Here is a 19,543-nt window from a genome sequence, read left to right on the forward strand (position 1 = left end):
GCCTCGATCGCCGCGAACACGTACTTCGGCTGGAAGTGGATGTCCGCGATCACCGGGATCTGCGACTTCCGCGCGATCGTCGCCAGCGCGTCCGCGTCGTCCTGCGTCGGACACGCCACCCGCACGATCTGGCACCCCGACGCCGTCAGCTCCGCGATCTGCTGGAGCGTGGCACCGATGTCGGAGGTACGCGTCGTCGTCATCGACTGCACCGACACCGGGGCCCCGCCCCCGACCGCCACCGGCCCCACCTGGATCCGCCGCGACGCGCGCCGCTCGGCGACCGGCCGGGCCGGCACCTCGGGCACGCCCAGGGAGACGGCGGTCATCGGGTCACTCCCGGTTTCCGGAGACGGTCTCGCGCATCGCGCGCAAGGACTCCTTCAGGGACCCCATGGTGGCGAGGACGGCGGTGGGCTCGTAGCCGCAGTGCGCCATGCAGTTGGCGCAGCGCGGGTCCTTGCCGCGGCCGTACTTGTCCCAGTCGGTGTCCTCGATGAGCTCGCGGTACGTCGGCACGTACCCGTCGCTCATCAGATAGCAGGGGCGCTGCCAGCCGAACAGCGAGTAGTTCGGGATCGCCCAGGCCGTGCAGGGGAAGTCGACCTTGCCCTCGAGGAAGTCCAGGAACAGCGGCGAGTGGTTGAGCCGCCAGCGCAGCCGGTTGCCGCCCGCGAAGGCCTTCCTGAACAGCTCGCGGGTCTGCTCCACACCCAGGAAGTGCTCCTGGTCGGGGGCCTTCTCGTAGGCGTAGGCGGGCGAGATCATCATCTCGTCGACCTTCAGGTCGTCGTTGAGGAAGTTGAGCACCTCGATGATGGTCTGCGGGGTGTCGGTGTTGAAGAAGGTCGAGTTGGTGGTCACCCGGAAGCCGCGCCGTTTGGCCTCCTTGATGGCCTCCACCGCCTCGTCGAACACGCCCTCCTTGGCGACGGACTCGTCGTGGCGCTCGCGCAGCCCGTCGATGTGCACGGCGAACGCGAAGTAGGGCGAGGGCTTGAACTTGTCCATCTTCTTGCGCAGCAGCATCGCGTTGGTGCACAGGAAGACGTACTTCCGCTTGGCCACCAACTGCCTTACGATCTCGTCGATGTGAGGGTGCATCAGGGGCTCGCCGCCCGCGATGGACACCATCGGCGCCCCGGACTCCAGCACCGCTCCCACGGCCTGCGCGACCGGCATGCGCTGCTTGAGCACCCCGGCCGGATGCTGGATCTTGCCGCATCCCTCGCATTTCAGGTTGCACGCGAAGAGCGGCTCCAGCTCCACGATCAGCGGGAACTTGTCGCGCTTGCGGAGCTTCTGTTCTGCCAAGTAAGTAGCGACCTTGATGGACTGACGCAGTGGCATGGCCATCTGGCTCACCTCCTGGGGAGCAGCAAGGAACGGTGCCATTCGAAGAAAGCCGGAAGAACGGAACGGAGCACGCGGAAAGCCGATATTCCACCGCGCAGTGTGCCGATCCGGACGAGTTCATGTTCTGGAGCGTCCACCACCACCCGCACGGCCGCAACCGGGCGCTCGCCCACGCGCACCGCGCTCAGCAGTGTGGCCGCCGACTCCATGTCGACCGCGATCGCGCCGGTCGCCAGCAGCTGCGACCGCTCCGGGCCGCGGACCACGTGGTCGGAGCCGGTGAGCGGTCCGGTGTGGACGGTACGGCCGGGCACGGCCCGCACCAGCTCCTTCACCAGCAGCTCGGTGCCGACGCACGGCACGTTGCCGCGCGGGTCCCTGGTCTCCTCGGCGACGACCAGGTCGCCGGGGTGCATGCCGGGGGCGAGGCCCGCGCAGAAGCCGGTGGCCAGGACGGCGGCGTCGGCGAGCACCGGGTCGGCGAGCACCCGGACGACCGACCGTTCGGCCGCCTTGGGACCCATGCCGGTACGCAGCACGGTGACCGGCCCGCCGGCGCCGCCGTACCCGTCCGGTTCGGTTCCGGGACGCCTCGGGCCCTCCCGCCGTGCTCCGCGGTCGCCGGTGCGCAGGGCGAGGTGCTCGATGCCGAGCGCGCACGCGATCAGCAGCGGTGCCGGGGCGGGACGGGCGCTCATCAGCCCCCCTCGGCCTCGGCGAGGGGTTTCTCGGCGAGCAGCTTCTCGACCAGGGGCCGCTCGGCCAAGGGCTGCGCGGCCAGTGACTGCCCGGTCAGGGCCTTCTCGGCGAACGGCTCTCCGTGGACGTACCGGCCGAGCGCGGTCAGCGGGAAGACCTGCCGGTAGAGGTGGTAGTTGATGGAGAAGTCCCACGGGAAGCCGGTGCCGGTGAAGTACGGCTCGTCCCACGAACCGTCCTCGCGCTGCGTGGCCGCGAGCCACCGCACGCCGCGCTCGACGGCCTGGGAGTCCCGCTCCCCCGCCGCCAGCAGGGCCATCAGCGCCCACGCCGTCTGCGACGCGGTGGAGGCCCCGCGGCCGCTCCACTCCCCGGCGTCCCGGTAGGAGCGCAGGTCCTCGCCCCAGCCTCCGTCGTCGTTCTGCACCGACTCCAGCCAGGCCACCGCCCGCCGGATCGCCGGGTGCGAGCCGGGCAGGCCGGCGGCCGTGAGCGCGGGGACCACGGACCCGGTCCCGTAGAGGTAGTTGACGCCCCAACGCCCGAACCACGAGCCGTCCGGCTCCTGTTCGGCCAGCAGCCACTCGATGCCGCGCCGGGTGCGCGGGTCGTGGGCCAGGCCCTCGGCCGCGAGCATCTCGACGACGTGCGCGGTGACGTCGGCGGACGGCGGGTCGATGACCTCGCCGAAGTCGCAGAACGGCAGCCGGTTGGGGAACCGGCTGGTGTTGTCGACGTCGAAGGCGCCCCACGCCCCGTTCCTCGACTGCATGCCGAGGTTCCAGCGCACCCCGCGCCCGATCGCCTTCTCGACCCGCTCCGGGTCGTGGTGCCGGACCCGGCGCAGCGCGAGGACCACCTCGGCGGTGTCGTCGATGTCCGGGTAGTTGTCGTTGTGGAACTCGAACGCCCATCCGCCGGGCGGCAGTTGGGGCCTGCGTACGGACCAGTCGCCGGGCCGCACGATCTGCTCGCCCAGCATCCAGTCGGCGGCCTTGACCAGTTGCGGGTGGTCGGCGGGCACTCCGGCGTCGGCGAGCGCGATGGTGGCCAGGCAGGTGTCCCACACCGGCGACTGGCAGGCCTCGATCATCCGGGCGCCGTCCTCACGCCAGACGGCGTACCGGTCGAGGGACTCCAGGCCGGCCCGCATCACCGGGTGCTCGAGGTCGTAGCCGAGCAGGTACAGGGCGATGACCGAGTACACGGCGGGCGGCTGGATGCCGCCCCAGCAGCCGTCGTTCTCCTGGCGTTCGATGATCCAGCGGGCGGCGCTGTTCATGGCGGCCCGGCGCAGCCGGCGCACCGCGACCGGCCGGTAGCCGCGCACCACCTTGTCGAGCCGCTGGAACAGGCCGTCCCAACTCGTCACGGGGGCAAGGGGCTTGACGGGGTTGGGGTGGTCGGGGTCGGTGTGCAGTTCGTCCAGCGGGAACGGCGCCGGACGCACCGGGCGCTTCGCGGAGACGACGGTGAGCGGCACGATGGTCTGCCGCGCCCAGCAACCGAAGTTGTAGATGTTGAGCGGGAACCACTTCGGGAAGTAGAGCAGTTCGGGCGGGAGTTCGGGCAGGTCCTCCCACTTCCACCAGCCGAACAGCGCGAGCCAGATCCGGGTGAAGACCCGCGCGGCGGCGATCCCGCCCTGTTCGCGGATCCACGCCGAGGCCCTCGCCATGTGCGGCGCGTCGGGCGCGTCGCCGGCCAGTCGCAGGGCGACGTACGCCTCGATGGTGGCGGAGAGTTCGCCGGGTCCGCCGTAGAAGGTGGCCCAGGTGCCGTCCGCGCGCTGCTCGCCGCGGATGAACAGCGCGGCGGCGTGGGTCGTGGCCTCGTCGCGGATGCCCAGGAACTGGCGCAGGAGCAGGTCCTCGGCGTCCATCGTGACGTTCGTCTCGAGGTCGCCCTTCCACCAGCCCTGGGCGTCCTGCCGCGACAGCAGGAATCCGGTGGCGCGCCCCACGGCGCGCACGGCGGCGTCTCGGACCCCCGCCGCCACGGGGTCGGTACTGTCGGTTTCGCTGGCCGCGGCAGCGCGGGGCGGCAGCGCCCCGGTGCTTCCGTCGGTCGTCGCTGTCATGGCTTCCCCTTCGTGCAGTCGTGCGAGTCGTGCTGCTGTGGGTCCGCCGTCGGACGGTGCCTCGAGCTCGGCACCGGCCGGCGACTACGCGAGGGTTATTCGACCGATAATGATCATCTCTTCCGTACGACGACGAAGTCGGCGAGCGCCGTGAAGGCGGCCCGTACCCGGTCGGGCATGTCGATGGCGTCGAGGGCCTCGACCGCCACGGTGTGCTGCCGGCGCGCCTCCTCGGCGGTCCACTCACGGCCGCCGGCCTCCTCGATGAGAGCGGCGCGGGCCGCGAACTCCTCCTCCGAGAAGTTCGCGAAGTCGCTGCTCTTGGCGTCCGCGGCGAGGATCTCGCCGAGCCGCTCGGAGGCGGGACCGCCGGCCGCGAGGGCGGCCACGACCGGCAGGGACTTCTTGCGCTGGCGCAGGTCGCTCCAGGTCTGCTTGCCGGTGGAGACCGGGTCGCCCCAGATGCCGAGGAGGTCGTCGACGGCCTGGAAGGCCAGGCCCAGGTGGTAGCCGTACTTCTCCAGGGTGTCGGCGGTGCGGTCGTCCGCGCCGCCGAGGACGGCGCCGATCGAGGAGGCGCAGGCGAGCAGGGCGCCGGTCTTGTTGCCCTCCATCTCCAGGCACTCCTCGACGCTGACGCGGTCGCGGTGCTCGTAGGAGATGTCCTGCGCCTGACCGTCGATCAGGGCGCGGGTCGCGCTGGTCAGACGGCGGGTGGCGCGGCCGGCCTCGACCGTGCCGAGTTCCAGCAGTATCTCGTTGGCCAGGGCGAACAGGGCGTCGCCGACGAGGATCGCCTGGGCGGGGCCGTGCACCTTCCAGACGGTGTCGCGGTGGCGGCGCTGTTCGTCGCCGTCCATCAGGTCGTCGTGCAGCAGCGAGAAGTTGTGGACCAGTTCGACCGCGACCGCGCCGGGGACGCCGGTCTCGGGGGCGGCCCCGGTGACCTCGGCCGAGAGCACCGCGAGGGCGGGGCGGACGGCCTTGCCGCCGTCGCCGTCCGCGGGATTGCCCTCGGCGTCGATCCAGCCGAAGTGGTAGGCGGAAACGGTGTCCATGGGAGGGGCCAGGCGGTTGACGGCCGCCCGCAGTACCGGTGTGGCCAGGGTCCGGCCGCGCTCCAGGAGCGCGGTCACGTCCACCGCGGTCTCTCGAGCGGCCGTCGAGGCCGGGGGCACAGTGGGCACAGTCTCTCCTCTTGTTGCGGTGCCGGGAGTGCGGGGGCCTGCCGCCTGCTGATCGAGCGTCACGCCGCCTCCTCGACGTCGAAGAGGTGACGGGGGCGGGGCCGGCCCAGGGCGCTCAGCGCGGCGTCCGCCGCGTTCACGCCGCTGCGGACCGCACTCTCCATGGTCGCGGGCCACCCTGTGGCGGTCCACGCTCCGGCCAGGTAGAGGCCGGGGGCCTTGGTACGGGCGCCGGGCCTGAGCCGTCCGACGCCGGGGGTCGGGGCGAACGTCGCCGTGCGCTCCCTGGTCACGAAGAAGTCCCTCACCTCGGCGCCGCGCGCGCCGGGCAGCAGCCGTTCCAGCTCGGGGAGGTAGCGCTCGCGCAGCGCGGCGACGGGCGCGTCGATGTCGTCGTGCGCGGCCGACTGGGACAGCGCGAGGTACTGCCCCGAGCGCAGCCCGCCGGCGTCGGTGCGGTCGAAGACCCACTGCACCGGGGTGCCGAGGGCCGCGAAGAAGGGCCGGGCGAGCACCTTGCGGTCGTAGACGACGTGGACGTTGAGGATGGGCGCCGTGCCGATCCGCAGCAGCCGCTCCGGGGCGTCGAGGGCGCCGGCGGGCAGCAGGTCGTGGGCCTCGCGCTGGGCCACGGCGAGCACGACGGCGTCGGCCGTGAGCGTCTCGCCCGGCACCTCGACGCTCCAGCGCCCGGTGTCGTCGCGGGAGACGGAGGTGACGCGGGTACGGACCTCGGTACGCACGCCCGCGGACTCGAGCGCCTTGCGGGCCAGCCGGTCGTGCAGTTCGCCCAGCGGGACGCGCGCCCAGCCGATGTCGGCCGCGCCCGGGTCGGACAGCAGACCGGTCTTGAAGACCATCGCGGCGAGCCCCAGCGAGGCGTCGCCCGCGACCGCGTTGAGGGTGGCGACCCCGACCAGGTCCCACAGCGCCTCGACGGCGCGCGCGGACTGGCCGTGCGCGGCCAGCCAGCTGCCGAAGTCCTGGTCGTCCAGCGCCGGATCGGCGAGGTCGAGCCGCTTGAGCGCGAGCGCGGCGCGGCCCACCCTGGCCCGCTCGGCGAGCGAGAGGTGCGGGTACGTCGCCAGGCTGCGCCCCAGGTGCAGCGGAACCGGCAGCGGGTCGCGCCGCAGCCTGCCCAGCCGCCGCCCCTCGGGCCGGCCCACGTCGACCACCGGCACGTCGAGGCGGTTCTGCAGCGGCGCCAGCGCGGTGGCCTCGATGCGGTCGAGGAACCACCGGTAGGCGGTGCAGCAGCGCAGGTACACGTGCTGTCCGTTGTCGACGGTGAGGTCGCCGCGCTGGAAGGAGAAGGCGAGCCCGCCCAGCCGGGGCCGGCCCTCCAGCAGGGTGACGCGCACTCCGGCGTCGGCGAGCGCGAGGGCGGCGGTGATGCCGGCGAGTCCGCCGCCGACCACGACGGCGTCCCCGCCGGTGCGCCGGGCGGGGTTCGCGAGCGGCTCGTCGGACCGCGTGCCGTGGGTCATCGTGCGTCCTCCCCTGCGCGGCCGCCGCGGTGGTGGAACGGGTCACGGCACACCGGCACCGTCAGGGACGCGGTCGCCTCCCGGAGGGTTGCGTGCCGTCTTTCATCGTTTCCACCGTTCTCACCGGCGGAATCACCGTGCACCGGCCTGTGCATCAGGCGCGCCTCCTGACGGTCCTCCGGCTCACCTGCCGGGTGTCCAGGCCGGACAGACCCCGGACGGCCACGTACGCCTTCTCCCGCCCCGGCAGCGAGACCCGGCCGCGCAGCACGGCCTCGGGCTCGCGCTCGATCCGGTCGAGCAGGCGGCGGTAGATGCCGGCCATGGCGGCGACACAGGCGCCGCTGCGCCGGTCGAGCATGGGCAGCAGACGGTAGCCCTCGGCGAAAAGCGTGCGGGCCCGTCGCACTTCGAAGTGCACGAGGCCCGCGAAGTCGGAGCCGTCCGGTGGTTTCGGCCCGCCGAAGCCGGCCGCGCACCCGAATTTCGCGAGGTCGTCGGCGGGCAGATAGGTCCGTCCGCCCTCGGCGTCCTCGCGTACGTCCCGGAGGATGTTGGTGAGCTGGAGCGCGAGGCCGAGCGTGTCGGCGTACTCGGGCGCGCGTTCGGCGCCGCGCGCCCCCGGTTCCGTGCCGAACACGCCGAGCGAGAGGCGCCCAATGGCGCCCGCGACGCAGCGGCAGTACACCTTCAGGTCGTCCCAGGTCTCGTAGGTCTCGCCGCGTACGTCCATCAGGACGCCGTCGATCAGCTCGTCCAGGCCGCCGAGCGGGATCGGGAAGGCGCCGGCGGCATGGGCGAGGGCGACCGCGACCGGGTCGGTGTCGTCCTCGGCGATACCGCCCTCGCGCACCCGGGCCAGCGTGGCCCGGGTGTCCTCCAGCCGCGCCACCTTGACCTCGTCCGCCAGTTCGCCGTCGCCGATGTCGTCGACGCGCCGCGAGAACGCGTACAGCGCGGACATGGCACGGCGCTTGGGCGCCGGCAGCAGTCTGATGCCGTAGGCGAAGTTGCGGGCCTGCTGTCCGGTGACGGCCTCGCAGTAGCGGTAGGCGGCGAGTACCGGTGCGGACACGTGTGGTTCGAACTCCACGGTCCGGATCACCCCTCTCCTCGCAGAGTCACGCCCACCTCACGCAGCAACCGGATCTTGCCGGGCTTGGGCGGGCCGGGAAGTACGTCATATCCGGCGGCGGCGATCGCGTGGACCGCCGCCCTTCCTCCCGCCACGAACCCTGCGAGCAGCAACTTCAACCTGCCGTGGACGCTACCCACCAGAGGGGCGCCTTCATTCAGGAGAAAGAGGGCGCGTTCCGCTTCGTATGCGACCAGCGCGCGCACCGATGCGCTCGCGACGGGGGTGGCGAGGTCCGCCTCCTGGACGTGGAAACGTTTCATGTCCTCGGCGGGCAGGTAGACGCGGTCCCGTCCGAGGTCCTCGGCGACGTCCTGCAGGTGTTCGACGATCTGCAGTGCGGTGCAGATCGCGTCCGACAGACGGATGCGCTCGGGCGTCGAGGTGCCGGTGACGGACAGGACCAGGCGGCCGACCGGGTTGGCCGACAGCTCGCAGTAGGCGAGGAGGTCGTCGTAGGTCTCGTAGCGGGTGACGAGCTGGTCCTGGCGGTTGGCGGCGATCAGGCCGAGGAAGGGCTCGGGGGTCAGCGCGTGGCGGCGCACCGTGGGTTGCAGGCGGCGCAGCAGGGGGTGGCGGGGCGTGCCGTCGAAGACGCGGCGCAGGTCGGCCTCGAAGGCGTCCAGGAGCAGCAGCCGGTCCTCGGCCTCCGCGGGCTGCACGCCGAGCAGCCGGGCGTCGGCGCCGCCGGGGGCGAGGTCGCCGTCGCCGATGTCGTCGACGAGGCGGGCGAAACCGTACACGGCCATGAGGTCGGTGCGCCAGGCCCTGGGCAGGAAGAACGGCGCCACGGGGAAGTTCTCGGCCGCGGCCTTGTCGAGCGTGCCGCGCTCCGGATCACCGGTGTGCGACGTGTCGGTTCCCGTCACCGCCGGCTGCCCGGGACGGCACACGCTGCGTTCAGCCGGGGAGTCTCCGTAGCCATTGCCGTCACATCTCCCGTTCTACACTGCCGACCCGATACGCACTATTTCGGACACGCCGCCCGGCCCTCCGTACGGCCGTCCCGGTGGAGGGTATGGCGCGTTATCGCCCTACTTGCCGCCTTTCGAGACCGTTACAGCTTACGTTGTACAGCGCAGCGGTGATCCCTGGGGTGTCCTGCACATCACAACAACACACCGATTGACGTCAAGATTCCTACAACTGGCCCGAGTTGACGTTTCCTTTGCAGACGCGGGGCCCCGCCGCCAAGGTTGCGACGGGGCCCGGGAAAGCGTTCCGGGCCATCAGGGCGAGGCCCGGATGCCCTATTTGCCGGTGAACTTCTCGTACTCCTTGAGGACCTCGTCCGTGGGTCCGTCCATGCGCAGCTCGCCCCGTTCCAGCCACAGGACGCGGTTGCAGGTGTCGCGGATCGACTTGTTGTTGTGACTGACCAGAAACACCGTGCCGGCTTCCTTGCGCAGCTCGCGGATGCGCTGCTCGGACCGCTTCTGGAACTTGCGGTCGCCGGTGGCCAGGGCCTCGTCGATCATCAGGACGTCGTGGTCCTTGGCGGCGGCGATGGAGAAGCGCAGCCGGGCCGCCATGCCGGAGGAGTAGGTGCGCATCGGCAGGGTGATGAAGTCGCCCTTCTCGTTGATGCCGGAGAAGTCGACGATCTGCTGGTAGCGCTCCTTGATCTCCTCGCGGGACATGCCCATCGCGAGACCGCCCAGGATGACGTTGCGCTCGCCGGTCAGGTCGTTCATCAGCGCCGCGTTGACGCCGAGCAGGGAGGGCTGGCCGTTGGTGTAGACGCGGCCCTTCTCCGCCGGGAGCAGGCCGGCGATGGCGCGCAGCAGGGTCGACTTGCCGGAGCCGTTGGAGCCGATCAGGCCGATCGCCTCACCCTTGTAGGCGACGAACGAGACGCCCTTGACCGCGTGCACCTTGCGCACGCCGCGCGCCGCGTCGTCGGAGCCCCGCCTGAGGATCCGGCTGAGGGCGGCGGTGGCGCTGCCCTTGCCGGACTTGGCGCCGTTGACGCGGTAGACGATGTGCAGCTCGTCGGCGATGACGGTGGGGATCCGCTCGCCCCGGTCGGACTGCTCCGGCTCCGTCTCGGTCCTCGGCTCAGCCACGGCCGTACCTCTCCTCCGCCTTCCAGAAGTACACGAAACCGCCGACGGCGATCAGCGCGGCCCATCCGCCGGCGACCGCCCACACGTGGTCGGGGAGGTTCTCGGCGCCGTAGCCCTCGATGAGGGCGAAGCGCATCAGGTCCATGTAGATCGCGGCCGGGTTCCACTGCAGGACGTTCGCCACCCACTGCGGCTTGTCGGCCAGCATGATCGGGATGGAGAACATGACGCCGGACGCGTACATCCAGGTGCGCATCACGAACGGCATGAGCTGCGCCAGGTCGGGGGTCTTGGCGCCGGCCCGGGCGAAGATCAGCGCGAGGCCGGTGTTGAACAGGAACTGCAGGGTGAGCGCCGGGACGATCAGCAGCCAGGACAGGTCCGGGTAGCTGCCGAAGGCGGCGGCGACGGCGAACAGCACGATCATCGAGAACAGCAGCTGCTGGAGCTGCTGCAGCGCGAAGGAGATCGGCAGGGAGGCGCGCGGGAAGTGCAGCGCGCGGACCAGCCCGAGGTTGCCGGAGATCGCCCGCACGCCCGCCATCACGGAGCTCTGCGTGAAGGTGAACACGAACACGCCGGTGACCAGGAAGGGGATGTACACCTCGCGCGGCAGGCCCCGGTTGGCCTTGAGGATCATGCCGAAGATGAAGAAGTACACGGCCGCGTTCAGCAGCGGGGTCGCCACCTGCCACAGCTGGCCGAGCTTCGCCTGGCTGTACTGGGCGGTCAGCTTCGCCCGCGAGAAGGCGAGGATGAAGTGGCGCCGGTCCCACAGCCGGCGGACGTACTCGACCAGGGAGGGCCGGGCGCCGCTCACGGTGAGCCCGTACTTGGCGGCGAGCTGTGCCGCCGTGAGGCCCGCGTCGGGCGACGGGGGCGCGCTCACCGCGACCAGGGCGTCGTGTGTTGTCTCACTCACTGGTGAATAACTTTCGTCTCCGGGATTGCGCAGCCTGTGCGGGCAGGGGGTCGAGCCGGGGACCCGGTCGGGGCCCGGCCGCTCGCGGGAACGAGCTTGTCAGATCACGGGAGGCCGGCCCAGTCGGGTCAGCCGCCACACCGTACGCCACCTCATGGGCCGACGGGGACCGCACGGGGTGGTCCAGCCCTCCCGGAAACCGCCGAACCACGCCTTCAGCGCGGGCCGCGAGGGACGGCGCAGGAGGGTGAGCAGCAGCCACACCCCGAGGTAGACGGGGACGAGGAGCGCGGGCAGATTGCGGCGGGCCAGCCACACGCGGTTGCGGGCGACCATGCGGTGGTAGACGGCGTGCCGCGAGGGCGCGGTCGTCGGGTGGTACAGCACCATGTCGGACCGGTAGTCGATCATCCAGCCCGCGTCGAGGGCCCGCCATGCCAGATCGGTTTCCTCGTGGGCGTAGAAGAATTCGTCCGGCAGGCCGCCGACGTCGGCGAAGACCTTCGTGCGGACGGCGTTGGCGCCGCCGAGGAAGGTGGTGACCCGGGAGGAGCGCATCGGGTCGGAGGCGCGCAGCCGCGGGACGTGCCGGCGCTGGGTGACGCCGGTGTCGGGGTCGGCGATGCGGAAGCTGACGATGCCGAGCTTCGGGTCGGCGGCGAAGGCCCGGCGGCACAGCTCGGCCGTGTCGTGGTGGGCGAGCAGGCCGTCGTCGTCGAGGAAGAGCAGGATGTCGACGTCGCGGCCGCCGGGCCCGAAGGCCTCGATGCCGACGTTGCGGCCGCCGGGGATGCCGAGGTTCTCGGGCAGCTCGACGGTGCGGACGCCCTCGGGGACCTCGGGCACGGGCGAGCCGTTGCCGACCACGACGACCTCGACGGGGTCGCCCTCCTGCTTGGCGATCGAGTCGAGCAGGGCGCGCAGCTCCTCGGGGCGGTTGCCCATGGTGATGATGACCGCGCCCACCTTCATGCCGCTCACCTGAGCCTGCTGGAGGCGAGGATGGACACCAGGTGCAGCAGGGTCTGCAGCAGCGCGATGCCGGCCAGCACGGCGACGCCGAGACGGGACCAGAACAGGTCGCCGCGCATCTGGTCGGCTATCGCCAGGACCAGGATCAGCAGGGACGCCTCGATGCCGAGGATCAGCCGGTGGAACTTCAGCGCGGCGGCTGCCCTGCGGGCCAGGGCCATGCCGGAGGAGCGCATCTCGGCGGCGGCCTCCTTCACCGGCGGCAGCCCGCCCTGGTGGCGGGCGACGCCGACGAGGTCGGTCTCGGCCTTGATCAGGATCGCGCCGAGCGCCGCCAGGGTGCCGAGGAAGGCCCACAGCCAGTCGATCCGGCCGCCGCCCCACAGGTCGGCGGCGCGCAGCCCGAACCCGACCAGCACCGCGGCGTCGGTGAGGTAGGCGCCGACCCGGTCCAGGTAGACGCCGCCGAGGGAGAACTGCTGCTTCCAGCGGGCGACCTCGCCGTCCACGCAGTCGAGCAGCAGGTACAGCTGCACCATGACGACGCCGAGCACGGCGCCGGGTATCCCCGGCACCAGCAGGGCCGGGGCCGCGAGGACGCCGCAGACGGTCATCAGATACGTGAGCTGGTTGGGCGTGACCCTGGTGTTGACCAGGTAGCGGTCGACCCGTAGGGACACCTCGCGCATGTAGAGGCGCCCCATCCAGTGCTCACCGCTGCGCCGGTCCTTCACCCCCGCGGGGTGGACGACCGGTCTGAGTTCAGCTACCGATGGCCTTGACATAGTCGGCGTAGGTGTCCTTGATCTGGTCGGTTTTCAGGTCGAGGTGTTCGAGGATCGTGTAGCGGCCGGGCCGGGTCTCGGGGGCGAACTCCACGGCGCGGACGAACTCCTCCACCGTGAAGCCGATCTCCTCCGGCAGCACCGGCAGCCCGTGCCGGCGCAGCACCTCCGCCATGTAGGCCGCTTCCTCGTGGGCTCCGCGCAGATACATCGCGAAGGCGGCGCCGAGGCCGCACTGCTCGCCGTGGCTGGCCGCACGCCTGGGGAACAGCAGGTCGAAGGCGTGGTTGATCTCGTGGCAGGAGCCCGAGGCGGGGCGGGAGTCGCCGGAGACGGACATCGAGACGCCGGTGAGGACCAGCGCCTCGGCCAGCACCTGGAGGAAGTCGCCGTCCCCGATGCCGCCCGGGTGCCGGAGCACCGCCTCCCCGGCCTGACGGGCCATGGCGGCGGCGAGGCCGTCGATGCGCTCGCCCTTGACCCGGGCCGCGAGCTCCCAGTCCGCGATGGCGTTGATGTTGCTGATCGCATCCCCGATGCCGGCCCGGACGAAGCGGGCCGGGGCCTCGCGGATCACGTCCAGGTCGATGAGCACGCCGATCGGGTTCGGCACGCCGTAGGAGCCGCGGCCGGCGTCGTTGTCGAGCGTGGCGACCGGCGAGCACAGGCCGTCGTGGGCGAGGTTGGTGGGTACGGCGACCAGCGGCAGGCCGACCCGCGCCGCGGCGAACTTGGCGCAGTCGATGATCTTGCCGCCGCCGAGTCCGACGACCGCGTCGTAGTGGCCGGCCTTTATGTCGCCGGCCAGCCGGACCGCGTCGTCGAGGGTGCCGCCGCCGACCTCGTACCAGGTCGCGCCGGGCAGCGAGGGAGCGACCCGCTCGCGCAGGCGGGCGCCCGAACCGCCGCTGACGGCGATGGCGAGCCGGCCCGACTGCGAGATGCGCTCGTCGGCGAGGACGCCGGCGAGGTCGTCGAGGGCTCCGGGGCGGATGTCCACGACGAGCGGCGAGGGAATGAGCCGGGTCAGTACTGGCACGCGATCTCCCGTCCGCGGGCGAGATCGTCGTGGTTGTCGATCTCGACCCACTGGACGTCGCCGATCGGCGCCACGTCGATCCGGAAGCCCCGGTTCACGAGTTCCTGGTAGCCGTGCTCGTAGAACTGCTGCGGGTCGGTCTCCCAGACGGTCTTCAGGGCGTCGGCCAGCTCGGGGGCGGCGTCGCCCTCGATCAGGGTGACGCCGATGTACTCGCCGGTGGCCTCGGCCGGGTCCATCAGCTTGGTGATCTTCGTCATGCCCTTCGCGGGGTCGACGACGACCTTCATCTCCTCGTCCGCGAGCGACTTCACGGTGTCGAGGGCGAGGATGATCTTCTTGCCGTCGCCGCGGGCGGCGAGCAGCGTCTGCTCGACGGAGACGGGGTGGACGGTGTCGCCGTTGGCGAGGATCACGCCGTCCTTGAGCGCGTCACGGCCGCACCACAGGGAGTAGGCGTTGTTCCACTCCTCGGCCTTGTCGTTGTCGATGAGGGTGAGCTTCAGGCCGTACTTGGCCTCCAGCGCAGCCTTGCGCTCGTAGACGGCCTCCTTGCGGTAGCCGACGATGACCGCGGCCTCGGTCAGGCCGACCTCGGCGAAGTTGCCGAGGGTCAGGTCCAGGACCGTGGGTTCGCCCTCTATGCCGGCGGGCCCCACCGGAACCAGCGCCTTGGGCAGGCTGTCGGTGTAGGGGCGCAGACGCCGTCCGGCGCCGGCCGCCAGCACGAGGCCGATCATGCGGTTTCTCCTTCGTCGTGTACTGCGGATGCGCCGCGTTTGTGGGCGGCGACCCAGAAGCGGATGCTCTCGAAGAGCACCACCAGGGCCACGGCCACGGCGAGGACCGCGAGCGCGACCGTGAACTGCGAAGCGGTGAGCAGCGCGGCCAGGACGGCGACGAGCAGGATCCGTCCTTCCTGTCCCCCGACGGCCCGCACCAGCCAGGCCGGGGGCGCTCCGGCGTCCCCGCGGATGCGGTACACCGTGTCGTAGTGATGGTAGGCGACGGCCGCCACCAGCCCGAAAGCCGCGGGAAGGGCGCCGTTCACGTCCGCCTTCGCCGCGAGGATCAGGACGGTGCCGTATTCGGCGGCCCGGAACAGCGGCGGGACGAGCCAGTCGAGGGCGCCCTTGAGGGGGCGGCGGGCGACGGCCTCGGCGGAGAGCAGCACGTAGGCGCCGGCCGCCAGGACGACCCACCAGCTCGGGCCCCAGGCCCAGGCGGCGAGGACGACCAGGACGGCGCCCGCCGCGGCGCTGAGCGGTGCGATGTGGGGGCCCTTGCCGCGCATGAGCGGGGCGAGCGCCTGAACGAGGGGGCCGGTGTCGGCCAGGTCGGCCAGCGCCCGCGCGGCACGGTCGCTTCGCTCGGCCTTCCGGGTCAGCGAGCGCAGCACCCGCCCGGCCGTGGTGTACGTCGCCGCGAAGGCGCAGCCGATGAGCAGGGCGTAGAAGGTGATCCGGGGCGTGGTGGCCGCCGTGAGGACGGCGATCATCGCCCAGCGCTCGCCGATCGGCAGGACGATCATCCGCCGCAGCCACACCGTCCAGCCGACGCTGTCCAGCTTGTCGGAGAGGGCGGCGGTGGGGCTGGTGTTGGCGGTCGCGTCGTGGTTGGCCTCGTTGAAGGAGAAGTCGACGACGTGCCGGCAGGTCTGCAGGATCATCGCGCCGAGGGCGAGGGCCCATACATCGTCGTGGCCGCCGCCGCGGGCCGCGCCGAGCGCGAGGCCGGCGTAGTAGGCGTACTCCTTGGCCCGGTCGAAGGTGGCGTCCAGCCAGGCGCCGAGCGTGGAGTACTGCAGGGAGTAGCGGGCGAGCTGGCCGTCGGTGCAGTCCAGCACGAAGGAGGCGATCAGCAGGACGCCGGCCGCTATGAAGCCGCCGCGGGTGCCGGTGGCCGCGCAGCCCGCCGCGATCAGCGCGGTGAGCAGGGACGCGGTGGTGACCTGGTTGGGGGTCAGGCCGCGGCGGGCGCACCAGCGGGCGATGTAGCGCGAGTAGGGGCTGATGAAGAACGTGGTGAAGAAGCCGTCGCGGGCCTTCACGGCCGACTTCAGGCGTACGGCCTCGTCGTCGACGGCGGCGACGGCCTGCCGTGCCTCGTTGCGGGCCTGCGGGTCGGCGGGGACGACGGCGACGAGACTGCCGAGGTCGGGACGGCGGACGTCGGCGCCGTCGGCGGCCAGGACGGTGACGACGCGGTCGGCGAGGCTGTCCACGTCCCCCACGCTCGACTTCGCTCGCGCGGGGGCACCCCCAACGGCGGCGCCGCCGCCCGCGGAGTTCTCCCGGGCGACCGCGCGGCTCAGCGCCTGGCGTGCGGCGGGCTTGGCGGTGACGGCGCCCGGGATCGCGGCGAGGTCGAAGCGCGGGTCGGTGAGGCCGAGGCGCAGGGCGTGCGGGTGGCCGACGAAGCGGGCGTCGACGAGCGCGACACGCCGGTCTCCGGGCACCTGGGCGAGGAGGGTCTCGGCGTCCGCGGCGTCCGCGGCGACCCGGACGTCGAAGCCGAGGGACCGCAGATCACCCTCGATCGACGATCCGGGGACCGGCTGACCGGTGAGGATGGCGGTCGACAACCGAACTCACTCCCTGGGTGCCGACGCGGTGGCGCCGGGCATGTGCACGATGGGGGCGCCCCTTGGCTGCACCAGGCGGGCGGCATGTCGGCAGAGGTTATCGGATGCCCGGACAGCGCCGTTCACCGCCCGTTCACGGGCCGATCAGCGTCGCCTCCACCGGCCTTTGCCGCGATCATCATCGGGGATCGCGGGCCCTGCCCACAAACCGCGCACCACAGACCCGGACATCTCAGGCACCGGATTGCCGCTCGTCCGGTCGGCATAGGGTGGACGACCATGACGTGGCTGATCACAGGCGGAGCGGGATACATCGGGGCCCATGTGGCGCGATCCATGAGCGACGCCGGGGAACGCGTGCTCGCGCTGGACGACCTCTCGGCGGGGGTCGCCGGCCGGCTGCCCGCCGGCGTCCCGCTCGTGCGCGGCTCGTCGCTGGACGCCGGCCTGCTCAAGCAGGTGTTCGCGGAGCACGAGGTGACCGGCGTGGTGCACCTGGCCGCGCGCAAGCAGGTCGCCGAGTCCGTGGCGCAGCCCGCGCGGTACTACCAGGAGAACGTCGGCGGCCTCGGCACGCTCCTGGAGGCGGTCGCCGAGGCCGGGATCCGGAAGTTCGTCTTCTCCTCGTCGGCGGCCGTGTACGGCAGCCCGGACGTGGACCTGATCACGGAGGACACCCCGTGCGCGCCGGTGAACCCGTACGGCGAGACCAAGCTGGCCGGCGAGTGGCTGGTGCGGGCGGCGGGCCGGGCGCACGGCATCTCGACGGTGTGTCTGCGCTATTTCAACGTCGCGGGCGCCGCCGCCCCGGAACTGGCCGACACCGGCGTCTTCAACATAGTCCCCATGGTCTTCGACCGGCTCACCCGTGACGACGCCCCGCGGATCTTCGGCGACGACCATCCGACGCCGGACGGCACCTGTATCCGCGACTACGTCCACGTCGCCGACCTGGCCGAGGCGCACCTGGCCGCCGCGCGCAGGCTCGCGGACCTCGGCGGCGACCTGACGGTCAACATCGGCCGCGGTGTGGGGGTCTCGGTGCGAGAACTGGTCACGGTCATCGGCGAGGTGACCGGCGACACCCGGCCCGCCGTCGTCGAGGCCCGCCGCCCCGGAGACGCGCCGCGCGCGGTCGCCTCCGCCGAGCGGGCCGCCGGGGAACTGGGCTGGAGCGCCCGGCGGGGCGTGCGGGAGATGGTCGAATCGGCGTGGCAAGGCTGGCTGCTGCACCACGCCCACTGACCGGACACGCGCTGACCTGCGGATCGTTTCCGCAGGTCAGCGATATGACAACGGTGTTCAATGCCGCGTTGCCCCGCGCCGCTCGCGCGTAGTTCACTGTGCACCGGGCGCGAAACAGGAGGGCCGCTTCCATGGGAGCTGGGCACGACCACGGTCACACGCACGCACCGGCGGCCGGTACGGCGACGGGGGCGTACCGCGGCAGGCTGCGCGTCGCGCTGGCGATCACGCTCACCGTCATGGTGGCCGAGATCGTCGGCGGGGTGCTCGCGGACTCCCTCGCGCTGATCGCGGACGCGGCGCACATGGCGACCGACGGGCTGGGCCTGGGCATGGCGCTGTTCGCGGTGCACATCGCCGGCCGGCCCGCGACCGGCAACCGCACCTTCGGGTACGCCCGCGCCGAGATCCTCGCCGCGCTGGCCAACTGCCTGCTGCTGCTCGGGGTCGGCGGGTACGTCCTGTACGAGGCCGTCCAGCGGTTCATCACCCCGGCCGACACCGCGGGCGGGCTGACCGTCGCGTTCGGCGCGGTCGGCCTGGTCGCCAACGGGATCTCGCTGACGCTGCTGATGCGCGGCCGGCGGGACAGCCTGAACGTGCGCGGCGCCTTCCTGGAGGTCGCGGCGGACGCCCTGGGCTCGCTCGCGGTGATCGTCTCGGCGCTGGTGATCCTGGGCACGGGCTGGCAGGCCGCCGACCCGATCGCCTCCCTCGTCATCGGCCTGATGATCGTGCCGCGGACCCTGAAGCTGCTGCGCGAGACCCTGGACGTGCTGCTGGAGGCGGCCCCCAAGGACGTCGACATGGCACAGGTACGGTCGCACATCCTGGCGCTGGACGGCGTCGAGGACGTCCACGACCTGCACGCCTGGACGATCACCTCGGGCCTGCCGGTGCTGTCGGCGCACGTGGTCGTGCGCTCCGACGCGCTGAGCGCGATCGGCCACGAGAAGCTGCTCCACGCGCTCCAGGAGTGCCTCGGCGACCACTTCGATGTGGAGCACTGCACCTTCCAGCTGGAGCCGACCGGCCACGCCGAACACGAGGCACGGCTGTGCTACTGAAGCGGGGCCGCACCACTGGGGTGCGGCTTCGGGCCACTGTGGTGGAACCGGGTCACTGAGTCCGGGCTCCCCCGAAAGCGAGGGGGCGCGAAAGCCGCGCAGCGCAAGGCGCGCGTGCCGGTGCCGGGAAGGCGCGCGTGCCGGGAAGGCGTGCGTGTGGGGCACACGGGCCGGCGTGCCACGCGGGGCGCGGGGGTGCGGGACGCGAAGTCGGCGGGCCGCTGCGGCGGGGCTGTGCCAGGAGGGCTGCGACGCCAAGGCGCGGGGCGCCCGGCGGACGGGTGAATGCCGCTGAGCGGCGCACAGCACGAGGTCCGGAGGCGGGCGCGCCTGGCGGCTGCGGCAAGGGCAGACAGCTGGTGCGGGACGCCGCCGCACGCGGGGCACGGGAGGCGTGCCGCTGAGGCGCCGCACAGCAAGAGGCACGAGGCACCAGGCACGAAGCCCCGCGTGCCACGCGGGCGCGCGGAGCACGAAGGCACACGGAACCACGGAACGCGGGCCATGGTCGGCGGACTCGGCGTCGCACGGCCTGGAGCTGTCCTGCGCCGCCGCGCCCAGCAGTTCCTCGGCGCCGACCGCGTCCAGCGCCCGCACCGGCGGCTGGTGCATCCGGGCGTGGAAACCGGCGGGCAGGTGCAACGGGTGCCGGGGCCAATGGGGCGACGTGCCAGGCAGGCGCGCAGCGGCTCGTGCCAGGCAGGCGCGCAGCCGCTCGTGCCACACGGGGCGCGCAGCCGCGCGGGGCGCGGGGCGCGGAAGGCGTGTGCCGCCGGGGCGGGGCGGTGTCACGCGGGGCGCGGGACACCCCGCGGGCGGGTGCGGCCGTTCCGGCCGGGCGGGGTGCGGCCGTTCCGGCGGGCTGGTTCGCGGCGCCGCGTGCCGGACGGTTCCCCGGCGGCCGGGCCGGGCACGATCA

Annotated in this window: 18 protein-coding genes; 2 read left to right on the forward strand and 16 right to left on the reverse strand. The window is 72.3% G+C overall.

All coding sequences use genetic code 11. The features are described 5' to 3' along the window. From AB0G63_RS34570 to AB0G63_RS34645, 16 genes are all read right to left on the reverse strand, one after another. Positions 1 to 329: flavodoxin-dependent (E)-4-hydroxy-3-methylbut-2-enyl-diphosphate synthase (locus tag AB0G63_RS34570; RefSeq protein WP_360758601.1), on the reverse strand; the 329-nt coding region annotated here is incomplete at its 3' end. 4 nt (positions 330 to 333) lie between these two features. Beyond that, the gene (gene hpnH / locus AB0G63_RS34575) at positions 334 to 1,356 is read right to left on the reverse strand and encodes an adenosyl-hopene transferase HpnH (protein ID WP_351892045.1); all 1,023 of its coding nucleotides are present in this window, start codon (positions 1,354 to 1,356) and stop codon (positions 334 to 336) included. Positions 1,357 to 1,361: 5 nt separating this feature from the next. Further along, positions 1,362 to 2,054, reverse strand: a complete 693-nt coding sequence (locus AB0G63_RS34580; RefSeq protein ID WP_360758603.1) for a 1-hydroxy-2-methyl-2-butenyl 4-diphosphate reductase — start codon at positions 2,052 to 2,054, stop codon at positions 1,362 to 1,364. Beyond that, positions 2,054 to 4,135 (reverse strand): squalene--hopene cyclase, encoded by a 2,082-nt coding sequence (shc, locus tag AB0G63_RS34585; protein ID WP_360758605.1) that lies wholly within the window; start codon positions 4,133 to 4,135, stop codon positions 2,054 to 2,056. Before shc ends, AB0G63_RS34580 begins: the two co-directional genes overlap by 1 nt. Positions 4,136 to 4,248: 113 nt before the next feature. Further along, the gene (locus AB0G63_RS34590) at positions 4,249 to 5,313 is read right to left on the reverse strand and encodes a polyprenyl synthetase family protein (RefSeq protein ID WP_360758651.1); all 1,065 of its coding nucleotides are present in this window, start codon (positions 5,311 to 5,313) and stop codon (positions 4,249 to 4,251) included. 68 nt (positions 5,314 to 5,381) lie between these two features. Continuing rightward, a complete protein-coding gene (gene hpnE / locus AB0G63_RS34595) occupies positions 5,382 to 6,809 on the reverse strand; it encodes a hydroxysqualene dehydroxylase HpnE (protein ID WP_360758607.1) in 1,428 nt (475 codons plus the stop codon). After that, the gene (locus tag AB0G63_RS34600; RefSeq protein ID WP_360758609.1) at positions 6,806 to 6,964 is read right to left on the reverse strand and encodes a DUF6380 family protein; all 159 of its coding nucleotides are present in this window, start codon (positions 6,962 to 6,964) and stop codon (positions 6,806 to 6,808) included. Before AB0G63_RS34600 ends, hpnE begins: the two co-directional genes overlap by 4 nt. Then, positions 6,964 to 7,914 (reverse strand): presqualene diphosphate synthase HpnD, encoded by a 951-nt coding sequence (gene hpnD, locus AB0G63_RS34605; RefSeq protein WP_360758611.1) that lies wholly within the window; start codon positions 7,912 to 7,914, stop codon positions 6,964 to 6,966. The genes AB0G63_RS34600 and hpnD overlap by 1 nt, the downstream gene beginning before the upstream one ends. Next, positions 7,911 to 8,813: a squalene synthase HpnC gene (hpnC, locus tag AB0G63_RS34610; RefSeq protein ID WP_360758613.1), complete on the reverse strand. Its 903-nt coding sequence runs from the start codon at positions 8,811 to 8,813 to the stop codon at positions 7,911 to 7,913. The genes hpnD and hpnC overlap by 4 nt, the downstream gene beginning before the upstream one ends. A gap of 381 nt (positions 8,814 to 9,194) precedes the next feature. Beyond that, positions 9,195 to 10,010, reverse strand: a complete 816-nt coding sequence (locus AB0G63_RS34615) for an ABC transporter ATP-binding protein (RefSeq protein WP_360758615.1) — start codon at positions 10,008 to 10,010, stop codon at positions 9,195 to 9,197. Further along, a complete protein-coding gene (locus AB0G63_RS34620; protein ID WP_360758617.1) occupies positions 10,003 to 10,932 on the reverse strand; it encodes an ABC transporter permease in 930 nt (309 codons plus the stop codon). Before AB0G63_RS34620 ends, AB0G63_RS34615 begins: the two co-directional genes overlap by 8 nt. Positions 10,933 to 11,031: 99 nt before the next feature. Further along, the gene (locus tag AB0G63_RS34625; RefSeq protein WP_360758619.1) at positions 11,032 to 11,904 is read right to left on the reverse strand and encodes a glycosyltransferase; all 873 of its coding nucleotides are present in this window, start codon (positions 11,902 to 11,904) and stop codon (positions 11,032 to 11,034) included. Between the two features lie 5 nt (positions 11,905 to 11,909). Then, complete coding sequence (locus tag AB0G63_RS34630; RefSeq protein WP_351891940.1) at positions 11,910 to 12,689, reverse strand: CDP-alcohol phosphatidyltransferase family protein; 780 nt, start codon at positions 12,687 to 12,689, stop codon at positions 11,910 to 11,912. Continuing rightward, the gene (locus AB0G63_RS34635) at positions 12,667 to 13,728 is read right to left on the reverse strand and encodes an iron-containing alcohol dehydrogenase family protein (RefSeq protein ID WP_360758621.1); all 1,062 of its coding nucleotides are present in this window, start codon (positions 13,726 to 13,728) and stop codon (positions 12,667 to 12,669) included. The genes AB0G63_RS34630 and AB0G63_RS34635 overlap by 23 nt, the downstream gene beginning before the upstream one ends. Further along, positions 13,716 to 14,468, reverse strand: coding sequence for a phosphocholine cytidylyltransferase family protein (locus tag AB0G63_RS34640; protein WP_360758623.1), 753 nt, complete (start codon positions 14,466 to 14,468; stop codon positions 13,716 to 13,718). Before AB0G63_RS34640 ends, AB0G63_RS34635 begins: the two co-directional genes overlap by 13 nt. Next, positions 14,465 to 16,312 (reverse strand): DUF5941 domain-containing protein, encoded by a 1,848-nt coding sequence (locus AB0G63_RS34645; protein ID WP_360758625.1) that lies wholly within the window; start codon positions 16,310 to 16,312, stop codon positions 14,465 to 14,467. The genes AB0G63_RS34640 and AB0G63_RS34645 overlap by 4 nt, the downstream gene beginning before the upstream one ends. Positions 16,313 to 16,591: 279 nt before the next feature. Here AB0G63_RS34645 and galE point away from each other — a divergent pair, with 279 nt between their 5' ends. Both galE and AB0G63_RS34655 read left to right on the forward strand, forming a co-directional pair. Continuing rightward, positions 16,592 to 17,557: a UDP-glucose 4-epimerase GalE gene (gene galE, locus AB0G63_RS34650; RefSeq protein ID WP_360758627.1), complete on the forward strand. Its 966-nt coding sequence runs from the start codon at positions 16,592 to 16,594 to the stop codon at positions 17,555 to 17,557. A 131-nt stretch (positions 17,558 to 17,688) separates the two neighbouring features. Beyond that, the gene (locus AB0G63_RS34655) at positions 17,689 to 18,624 is read left to right on the forward strand and encodes a cation diffusion facilitator family transporter (protein WP_360758629.1); all 936 of its coding nucleotides are present in this window, start codon (positions 17,689 to 17,691) and stop codon (positions 18,622 to 18,624) included. The last annotated feature ends 919 nt before the right edge of the window (positions 18,625 to 19,543 follow it).

Origin of the sequence: Streptomyces sp. NPDC020996, assembly GCF_040641355.1 — a bacterium.
GTDB lineage: Bacteria > Actinomycetota > Actinomycetes > Streptomycetales > Streptomycetaceae > Streptomyces.

Bases quoted from the DNA above. Each gene is read 5' to 3' on its own strand.
- hpnH (WP_351892045.1), bottom strand. From the start codon at position 1,356: ATGGCCATGCCACTGCGTCAGTCCATCAAGGTCGCTACTTACTTGGCA.
- AB0G63_RS34580 (WP_360758603.1), bottom strand. From the start codon at position 2,054: ATGAGCGCCCGTCCCGCCCCGGCACCGCTGCTGATCGCGTGCGCGCTC.
- shc (WP_360758605.1), bottom strand. From the start codon at position 4,135: ATGACAGCGACGACCGACGGAAGCACCGGGGCGCTGCCGCCCCGCGCT.
- hpnE (WP_360758607.1), bottom strand. From the start codon at position 6,809: ATGACCCACGGCACGCGGTCCGACGAGCCGCTCGCGAACCCCGCCCGG.
- AB0G63_RS34600 (WP_360758609.1), bottom strand. From the start codon at position 6,964: ATGCACAGGCCGGTGCACGGTGATTCCGCCGGTGAGAACGGTGGAAAC.
- AB0G63_RS34625 (WP_360758619.1), bottom strand. From the start codon at position 11,904: ATGAAGGTGGGCGCGGTCATCATCACCATGGGCAACCGCCCCGAGGAG.
- AB0G63_RS34630 (WP_351891940.1), bottom strand. From the start codon at position 12,689: ATGTCAAGGCCATCGGTAGCTGAACTCAGACCGGTCGTCCACCCCGCG.
- AB0G63_RS34640 (WP_360758623.1), bottom strand. From the start codon at position 14,468: ATGATCGGCCTCGTGCTGGCGGCCGGCGCCGGACGGCGTCTGCGCCCC.
- galE (WP_360758627.1), top strand. From the start codon at position 16,592: ATGACGTGGCTGATCACAGGCGGAGCGGGATACATCGGGGCCCATGTG.
- AB0G63_RS34655 (WP_360758629.1), top strand. From the start codon at position 17,689: ATGGGAGCTGGGCACGACCACGGTCACACGCACGCACCGGCGGCCGGT.